7 protein-coding genes and 1 pseudogene are annotated in these 8,404 nt (G+C 72.9%); 5 read left to right on the top strand and 3 right to left on the bottom strand.

The features are described 5' to 3' along the window. Positions 1-390 (bottom strand): annotated as a pseudogene (locus tag BJF88_RS07040) (hypothetical protein); the annotation flags it as partial. 385 nt (positions 391-775) lie between these two features. Between BJF88_RS07040 and BJF88_RS07035 the strand changes: the two are divergent. Further along, positions 776-1,264: a MarR family winged helix-turn-helix transcriptional regulator gene (locus BJF88_RS07035; protein WP_083648946.1), complete on the top strand. Its 489-nt coding sequence runs from the start codon at positions 776-778 to the stop codon at positions 1,262-1,264. A gap of 250 nt (positions 1,265-1,514) precedes the next feature. Continuing rightward, on the top strand, positions 1,515-2,906 hold the full coding sequence (locus tag BJF88_RS07030; RefSeq protein ID WP_075828281.1) for an MFS transporter: 1,392 nt from the start codon (positions 1,515-1,517) through the stop codon (positions 2,904-2,906). A 54-nt stretch (positions 2,907-2,960) separates the two neighbouring features. Here the strand turns inward: BJF88_RS07030 and BJF88_RS07025 are convergent, their stop codons facing one another. Further along, positions 2,961-4,379, bottom strand: a complete 1,419-nt coding sequence (locus tag BJF88_RS07025) for a class II fumarate hydratase (protein WP_075828280.1) — start codon at positions 4,377-4,379, stop codon at positions 2,961-2,963. 59 nt (positions 4,380-4,438) lie between these two features. Beyond that, positions 4,439-5,125 carry a carbonic anhydrase gene (locus tag BJF88_RS07020; protein ID WP_075828279.1) on the bottom strand — a complete coding sequence of 229 codons (687 nt, stop codon included), beginning with the start codon at positions 5,123-5,125 and terminating at the stop codon, positions 4,439-4,441. 127 nt (positions 5,126-5,252) lie between these two features. Here BJF88_RS07020 and BJF88_RS07015 point away from each other — a divergent pair, with 127 nt between their 5' ends. Genes BJF88_RS07015 through BJF88_RS07005 form a run of 3 tightly spaced genes read left to right on the top strand, consistent with a single transcriptional unit; the run spans position 5,253 to position 8,373 of the window. Then, complete coding sequence (locus BJF88_RS07015) at positions 5,253-6,545, top strand: extracellular solute-binding protein (protein WP_075828278.1); 1,293 nt, start codon at positions 5,253-5,255, stop codon at positions 6,543-6,545. Positions 6,546-6,580: 35 nt separating this feature from the next. After that, positions 6,581-7,522 carry a carbohydrate ABC transporter permease gene (locus tag BJF88_RS07010; protein ID WP_255371835.1) on the top strand — a complete coding sequence of 314 codons (942 nt, stop codon included), beginning with the start codon at positions 6,581-6,583 and terminating at the stop codon, positions 7,520-7,522. Further along, complete coding sequence (locus BJF88_RS07005) at positions 7,522-8,373, top strand: carbohydrate ABC transporter permease (RefSeq protein ID WP_187346203.1); 852 nt, start codon at positions 7,522-7,524, stop codon at positions 8,371-8,373. The genes BJF88_RS07010 and BJF88_RS07005 overlap by 1 nt, the downstream gene beginning before the upstream one ends. The last annotated feature ends 31 nt before the right edge of the window (positions 8,374-8,404 follow it).

The following is an 8,404-nucleotide window of genomic DNA, read 5'->3' as shown; positions in this document are numbered from 1 at the left end:
GCGACGGCGGCGCGCGCGAGCTCGGCGGCGTGCGGGTCGAGGTGTCGTGCGTGCCGTCGAGCGCGGCGCGGGCGGCGTCCACGGCCCGCCGCACGGCGAGGCTCGCGGGCGCGACGGGCGCGCGACCACCCCGGCCATGCAGACCAGCCACGCCAGCAGGGCACCGAGCCCGGCCGCGACCGTGCGGGGCACGACGTCGCCGAGACCGGGGGAGCCCGCGAGCCCCGCGCTCGCGGCGAAGACGACGATCGTCGCGCCGGGCGGACCGGTGCGCACGAGCAGGCAGAACGCGGTCGTGGCCGCGGCGAGCGCCGCGACGCCGAGGAGGAGGACGGCGCTGGGGACGCCGAGCGCGGCGAGGGTCGCGAAGGCGGCGACGCTCGCCGTCATGAGCACGCCCACCGCGGTGAGGAGCGACGCGCGGCGCCGGTAGGTGTCGTGGCGGCCGTAGAGGGAGGTGAGCGCGCCGAGCGAGGCGAAGGCCGCGAGGTCCGGTCGGCCGAGAAGCCCGGGGACGGCGAGCGCGAGGGCGACGGTGGCGCCGCACCGCAGGGCGGCGGCGGTCGTCGCCTCGGCGGGGTGCGCTCGCAGCGCCTCGCGGCAGGTGTGCGGGGTCGAGGACGGTGCGGGCGGTCGGGCGGACGGGAGCGAGGGAGAGCTGCACGGAGAAAGGCACGGAGAAGGGCACGCGGAGGGGCATCGGCGACCACGATACCCGGTCCTTTCGCAGTGTTTTACTAGTGAAATAGCACCCGCGTCGGCCTATCCTGGGCTCGTGGACTACGTCGAGCGGGTGCGCGAGCAGTGGGCAGAGCAGCTGCCCGGGCTCGACACGTCGGCGGCAGAGGTCACCGCGCGGCTGCGCCGGATCTCCGGCCTGCTGGACGCCCAGGTCGACGCCGTGCTCGCGGATCGGGAGGTCACGCGCCCGGAGCTCGACGTGCTCGCCGCGCTGCGGCGCACCGGCCGTCCGCTGCGCGCCGGAGAGGTGACGACGATGACCGGAGCGCCGGGCGCCTCGATCACGAAGCGGCTCGACCGTCTCGAGCGCGCCGGGCTCGTCGCCCGGACGGTGCTCGAGCGCGACCGGCGTGGCGTCGTCGTCGAGCTCACCGACGCCGGCCGCGCGCTCGTCGACGACGTCTTCCCGCACCAGGTCGCGCTCGAGCATCGCGCCCTCGCCGACCTGTCCGACGCCGACCGCGCCACGCTCGCGCGGCTGCTCGCCGTCGTCCTGCGTCGCGTCGACCCGGCGGACCACTGACCCGCGGGCGCGCTACGATGGCGCGTCTGTCCGACCCCGCGGTTGGAGCGGCCGGGCGTCTGTGCATCGCGCAGCGCGCCGGTCCGGGCTGGAAACCCCATGATCACCCCTCCCGCGCAGAAGGTCGCACCGTGTCGTCACGCCTCTCTCCCCCCACTCCTGCCCCTGCGGCGCCCCCGCGGACACCGCCGCGGCACCGACCACCGGTCCCGCGGACGAACCGCCCTCGTCCCGCCGCTGGTGGATCCTCGTGGTCCTCGCGGCCACGCAGCTGCTCGTCGTGCTCGACGGGACGATCGTGAGCATCGCCCTCCCGCAGGCCCAGGCCGAGCTCGGTCTCACCGACGCGCAGCGCCAGTGGGTCGTCACGGCGTACGCGCTCGCCTTCGGTGCCCTCCTCCTGCTCGGCGGGCGCGTCGCCGACTACTGGGGGCGCAAGCGCTCCTTCCTCGTCGGGATGGTGGGCTTCGGCCTCGCGTCCCTGGTCGCCGGGTTCGCACGCGACGGCGTCGAGCTCGTCGCGGCCCGCGGCGTCCAGGGCGCGTTCGCCGCGCTCCTGGCTCCGGCGGCGCTCGCGCTGCTCACCGTGTCGTTCCCGCGAGGAACGGAGCGCAACGCCGCGTTCGCGGTCTTCGGCGCCGTGGCGGGCGTCGGCGCGGCGGTCGGTCTGCTGCTCGGTGGTCTCCTCACCGAGTACACCGACTGGCGCTGGTGCCTGTGGGTCAACGTGCCCGTCGTCGTGGTCGCCTTCGTCGCCGCCCAGCTGCTCGTGAGCGAGAGCCGGGCCGAGGGGGACAACAGGTATGACGTCCTCGGCGCCGTCCTCGTGGTGGTCGGGCTCGGTGCGCTCGTCTACGGGCTCACCCTGGCCGAGCACAGCTGGACCGCGCCGGACACGGTGGCGTTCCTCGTCGCCGGCGTGGTCCTGCTCGTGCTGTTCGTCGTCGTCGAGGCGCGCACGGCGCAGCCCCTCCTCCCGCTGCGCGTCGTCCGCGACCGCGTCCGCGCGGGCGCGTTCCTCCTCCAGGCGGTCGTCGGCACGCTCATGATCGGGGCGCTGCTCTACCTGTCGTTCCACCTGCAGATCGTCATGGGTCTGTCGCCCGTGCGCGCCGGCCTGGGCTCGGTCCCGATGACGGTGGTCATCCTCGTCATGACGCCGGTCGTGACGGCGCTCCTGCCGCGCGTCGGGCCGCGTCCGCTCATGGTGGCCGGGCCCGCGATCGCCGCGGGTGGCCTCCTCCTGCTGAGCCGTATCACGGTCGACGGCGCGTACGCCGCCCAGGTCCTCCCGGCCCAGGTGGTCCTCGGCGTCGGGCTCGCGATGGTCCTCGTGCCCCTGCAGAACGTCGCCCTCGCGGGCGTCGCGCCGCACGACGCCGGCGCGGCGAGCGCGACCGTCAACGCTGCGATGCAGGTGGGCGGGTCGGTCGGGCTCTCCGTGTTCACGACGGTCTACGCGGGCGCGCTGCCGGCGTCGGGCGTCCCGGGGCCGGCCGATCTGGTCGACGGCTACTCGGCGGTCTTCGTCGCCGGCGCCGTCACCATGGCGCTGGGTGCGATCCTTGCGTTCGCGCTCGTGCGCGGTCCGAAGGAGCGCCTCCTCCCGGCGGGTGACCACCAGGCCGTCCACCTCGGCTGATCCGGCGCTGCGCCCTGCCCCACCCGGCCACCCGGGTGGGGCAGGGCCGTGCGGTCAGCCCCGCGGCGGGCGCGTCATCGACAGCACGTCGAGCGCCGAGTCGAGCTGCTCCTCGGTGACCTCGCCGCGCTCGACGAAGCCGAGGTCGACGACGGCCTGGCGCACGGTGACGCCCTCCGCGACCGAGTGCTTGGCGACCTTCGCCGCGGCCTCGTACCCGATGACGCGGTTGAGCGGCGTGACGATCGACGGCGACGACTCGGCGAACGCCCGCGCCTTCTCGACGTTGGCGGTGATCCCCGCGACGGTCCGGTCGGCGAGGACGCGCGACGCGTTCGCGAGGAGGCGGACCGACTCGAGGACGCCCTGCGCGATGACGGGGATCTGCACGTTGAGCTCGAAGCTCCCCGACGCGCCGGCCCACGCGACCGTCGCGTCGTTGCCGACTACGCGCGCGGCAACCATGAGGACGGCCTCGGGCACGACGGGGTTGACCTTGCCCGGCATGATCGACGACCCGGGCTGCAGGTCGGGGATGAAGATCTCGCCGAGGCCCGTGTTCGGCCCCGACCCCATCCAGCGCAGGTCGTTGCAGATCTTCGTGAGCGACACGGCGATCGTGCGCAGCGCGCCGGACAGCTCGACGAGCCCGTCGCGCGCCGACTGCGCCTCGAAGTGGTCGCGCGCCTCCGTCAGCGGGAGGCCGGTGTCCTCGACGAGGAGCTCGATCACGCGCTGCGGGAAGCCCGCCGGCGTGTTGATGCCCGTCCCGACCGCGGTCCCGCCCAGCGGGACCTCCGCGGCACGCGGGAGCGCGGCCTGCAGGCGCTCGACGCCGTAGCGGACCGCCGCGGCGTACCCGCCGAACTCCTGGCCGAGCGTGACGGGCGTGGCGTCCATGAGGTGCGTGCGGCCGGACTTGACGACCGTCGCGAACTCCTCGGCCTTCGACTCGAGCTCGCCCGCGAGGTGCTCGAGCGCGGGCACGAGGTCGCGCACCACGCCCGCCGTGGCGGCCACGTGCACCGAGGTCGGGAAGACGTCGTTCGACGACTGCGACGCGTTGACGTGGTCGTTCGGGTGCACGTCGCGCCCGAGCGAGCGCGTCGCGAGCGTCGCCAGCACCTCGTTCGTGTTCATGTTCGACGACGTGCCCGACCCGGTCTGGAAGACGTCGACCGGGAAGTGCTCGTCATGGGCCCCCGACGCGACCTCGTCCGCCGCCGCCACGATCGCGGCCGCGACGTCGGCGTCGAGCACGCCGAGCTCCGCGTTCGCCCGCGCCGCGGCCTTCTTGACGCGAGCCAGCGCCTCGATGTGACCACGCTCGAGGGGCGTGCCCGAGATCGGGAAGTTCTCGACCGCGCGCTGCGTCTGGGCGCGGTAGAGGGCCTGCGCGGGGACCCGCACCTCGCCCATCGTGTCGTGCTCGATGCGGAACTCGGGGGAGCCGTCGGTGGCTGCAGCAGTCATGCTCCTATCGTGCCGCAACGGCGCGCGCCGTTCCGAACCCGGAGGGTCGGCGGCGCTCGTCAGCGCTCGTCGTCGGCGACCGGCTCCTCGCCGACGTCGCCCACGACGTCCACGAGCCGGGCACGGCCCTCGGCGAAGTCGTACTCGACGCCGATGATCGCGCAGCGGCCCTCCGCGACGGCGGCCGCGAGACCCGCCGAGTAGGAGTGGAGCATGTCGACCGTGTTCCGCACGTGCTCGCGCCGCAGCCGGGCGGGGTCGAGGCTCTCGAGGGAGCCGCCGCCCGCTCCGGTGATCTTCGCGATCGACGGGATGACGCGGTCCACGACGGCACGGACGAAGCCGTCGGCCTGCGCACCGGTCGACAGGGTCTGCACGGCGGCGGCCACGGCGCCGCACGAGTCGTGCCCGAGCACGACGACGAGCGGCGTCGACAGCACCTCGACGCCGTACTCGATCGACCCCAGGACCGTCGTGTCGACGACGTGCCCGGCGGTGCGCACGACGAACATGTCGCCGAGTCCCTGGTCGAAGACGATCTCGGCGGCGACGCGCGAGTCCGAGCACCCGAACAGGACGGTGTGCGGGTGCTGGGCGCCGGCCGTCTCGCGGCGCCGGTCCGCGCCCTGCGACGGGTGCAGCAGGGCGTCGGCGACGAACCGGTCGTTGCCGGCGCGCAGCGTCGCCCAGGCCTCGGCCGGGGTGCTCGGCGGGGTGCTCGGGGAGGTGGTCGCGGTGCTCGTCATGGCCCCATGATCGCGCACCGCGACCCCGCAGGTCGCAGGCGTCGCGTGGCGAAACCGGTACGCCGGGTGTAGCCATTGAGGCAGACGGCGTCCCTGCCGGGAGGCCGCGCGGAGGAAGGGAGCCGCCGTGCGACGACGCACCCGCCCGCTCGCCGTGCTCGCCGTCCTGGGGGTCGCCGCTCCGCTCGCGGCGTGTGCCACGGGGGAGGGCGGCACGCCGGAGCTGACGTGGTACATCAATCCCGACGCGGGCGGTCAGGCGACGATCGCCGCCGCGTGCTCCGACGAGTCGGGCGGCGCCTACCGGATCGTGACGGAGCTCCTGCCGCGCGACGCGGCGTCGCAGCGCGAGCAGCTCGCGCGCCGGCTCGCGGCCAAGGACTCCTCGATCGACCTCATGAGCCTCGACCCCGTCTTCATCGCGGAGTTCGCGGAGGCCGAGTTCCTCGCCCCGGTGCCCGACGACGTCGCCGAGGCCACGACCGAGGACGTCGTGCAGGGCGCGATCGACGGGTCCACGTGGAAGGACGAGCTCGTCGCGGTGCCGTTCTGGGCCAACACGCAGCTGCTGTGGTACCGGACGTCGGTCGCCGAGGCGGCCGGCCTCGACATGTCGCAGCCGGTCTCGTGGGAGCAGATCATGGAGGCGGCAAGCAGCCAGGACAAGCTGCTCGCGGTGCAGGGCGCCAAGGCCGAGTCGCTGACCGTGTGGATCAACGCGCTCGTCGAGGGCGGCGGCGGCCACGTCGTCGAGAACCCGGAGGCGCCCGCCGAGGACATCGAGCTCGGGCTCGAGTCCGACGCCGGACGCGAGGCGGCGCAGATCATGGGGGAGATCGGGACCTCCGGGCTGGGTGGCCCCGGCCTGCCGAGCGAGAACGAGTCCGCCTCGCTCGAGCTCTTCCAGGGGGACGACGCGTCGTTCATGGTGAACTGGCCGTTCGTGTGGTCCTCGACCCAGGACGCCGTCGAGTCCGGGGCCCTGGACCAGGCGGTGCTCGACGACATCGGCTGGGCGCTGTACCCGCAGACGGTCGAGGGCGAGGACGCCCGGCCCCCGTACGGCGGGATCAGCCTCGGGGTGGGCGCGTTCGGCGAGCACACCGAGCTCGCGTACGAGGCGGCCGAGTGCATCGTGAGCCCCGAGAACCAGGCCGCCTATTTCGTCACCGACGGCAACCCGCCCGCGAGCACGGAGGCCTACGAGGACCCCGAGGTCCAGGAGACGTTCCCCATGGCCGACCTCATCCGCGACTCGCTCGAGCAGGCGGCGCCGCGCCCCAAGACGCCGTTCTACAACGAGGTCTCGACCGGCCTCCAGCAGACGTGGTACCCGCCGTCGGACGTGGACCCGCAGACCACGCCCGAGCGGTCCACCGACTACATCACCGCGGTCCTGCGAGGGGAGCGACTCCTGTGAGCACCACGATCCCGGGAAGCGCCAAGGACGTCGAGATCGACGACGGCACGGGCGAGGACCGCGCGGCGAAGGCGGCGCGCAGCGACCGCGCGCGGGCGGAGGCCCGCCTCGGCTGGATGCTGGCCGGGCCGGCGTTCGTCGTCATGCTCGCGGTGACGCTGTACCCGATCCTCCAGGCCGTGTACGACTCGCTCTTCAACTACAAGCTCACCGCGCCCGACGAGCGCGCGTTCGTCGGCCTGAGCAACTACGCCGTGATCCTCACGGACGCCGTCTGGTGGCGCGACCTCGGCGTGACGATGCTCATCACGGTCATCACGGTGGCGGTCGAGCTCGTGCTCGGGTTCGCGCTCGCGCTCGTCATGCACCGCGCCATCCGGCGCCTGCGCGGCCTGCTGCGCACCGCGATCCTCGTGCCCTACGGGATCATCACCGTGGTCTCGGCGTTCGCGTGGTTCTACGCGTTCGACATCACGTCCGGCTACGTCAACAACTGGTTCGACTGGGTGCCGGGCATCAGCTCCGACCTCAACTGGTTCGCGCAGTTCGGCACGAGCCTGTTCGTCATCATCGCCTCCGAGGTGTGGAAGACGACGCCGTTCATCTCGCTGCTGCTCCTCGCCGGCCTCGCGCAGGTCCCGGGCGACCTCGAGGAGGCGGCCAAGGTCGACGGCGCGACGGCGTGGCAGCGGTTCACGCGCGTCATCGTGCCGAACATGAAGGCCGCGATCATGGTCGCCGTCCTGTTCCGCGCGCTCGACGCGTTCCGCATCTTCGACAACGTCTTCATCATGACCAACGGTGCGAACAACACCGAGGTGCTCTCGCTCCTCGCGTACCGCACGTCCATCGGACAGCTGCAGATCGGCATGGGCTCCGCGATCTCCGTGCTGCTGTTCCTGTGCGTCGTGGCCATCTGCTTCGTGGCGATCAAGCTCTTCAAGGTCGACCTCGCCGGCGCGAGAGGGGAGAAGTGATGGGCAGCGTGCTCAGCACCCGGGCCCGGGTCTGGTGGGCCGTCATCACGGTCGTCGTGCTCGTGGGGTCGCTGTTCCCCGTGCTGTCGATCTTCATGACGAGCTTCAAGTCGTCGGCCGAGATCAACTCGGGCACGTTCCTCCCGCCGAGCTGGAGCTCGGAGAACTACGAGCAGATCCTGTCGCCGTCGGGGTCCGCGCAGGAGCTGTTCCTGTCGGCGCTGCGCAACTCCATCGGCATCTCGCTCATCGCCACCTTCATCGCCGTCGTGCTCGCCACGCTGTGCGCGTACGCGATCGCGCGCCTGGCGTTCCCCGGCAAGCGGCTGATCCTCACGACGGCGCTCGGCGTCTCGATCTTCCCCGTCGTGTCCATCGTCACGCCGCTGTTCAACCTGTGGCGCAACATCGGGCTCTACGACACCTGGCTCGGCCTGATCATCCCGTACCTGTCCCTCACCCTGCCGATCTCGATCTGGACCCTCGCGGCGTTCTTCCGGCAGATCCCGTGGGAGCTCGAGCAGGCCGCGCAGGTCGACGGGGCGACGCCGTGGCAGGCGTTCCGCAAGGCCATCGTGCCCCTCGCCGCGCCCGGGGTCTTCACGACCGCGCTCATCGCGTTCTTCATCGCGTGGAACGACTTCGTCTACGGCATCTCGCTCACGTCGACGAGCGCGGCGCGCCCCGTGCCCGCGGCGCTCGCGTTCTTCACGGGCGCCTCGTACTTCGAGCAGCCGACGGGCGCGATCTCGGCGGCGGCGGTCGTCGTGACGATCCCGGTCGTGGTCCTCGTCGTGCTCTTCCAGCGCCAGATCGTCTCCGGCCTCACCCAGGGGGCGGTGAAGGGATGACGACCGACCTCCCGCCCGCCACCGCCCCGCA

The sequence above is a fragment of the Cellulosimicrobium sp. CUA-896 genome, assembly GCF_001942335.1.
GTDB lineage: Bacteria > Actinomycetota > Actinomycetes > Actinomycetales > Cellulomonadaceae > Cellulosimicrobium.
The sequence above is the reverse complement of the archived record's forward strand: the minus strand, read 5'-3'. Positions and strand labels throughout refer to the sequence as shown.

Bases quoted from the DNA above. Each gene is read 5' to 3' on its own strand.
- BJF88_RS07005 (WP_187346203.1), top strand. From the start codon at position 7,522: ATGGGCAGCGTGCTCAGCACCCGGGCCCGGGTCTGGTGGGCCGTCATC.
- BJF88_RS07020 (WP_075828279.1), bottom strand. From the start codon at position 5,125: ATGACGAGCACCGCGACCACCTCCCCGAGCACCCCGCCGAGCACCCCG.
- BJF88_RS07025 (WP_075828280.1), bottom strand. From the start codon at position 4,379: ATGACTGCTGCAGCCACCGACGGCTCCCCCGAGTTCCGCATCGAGCAC.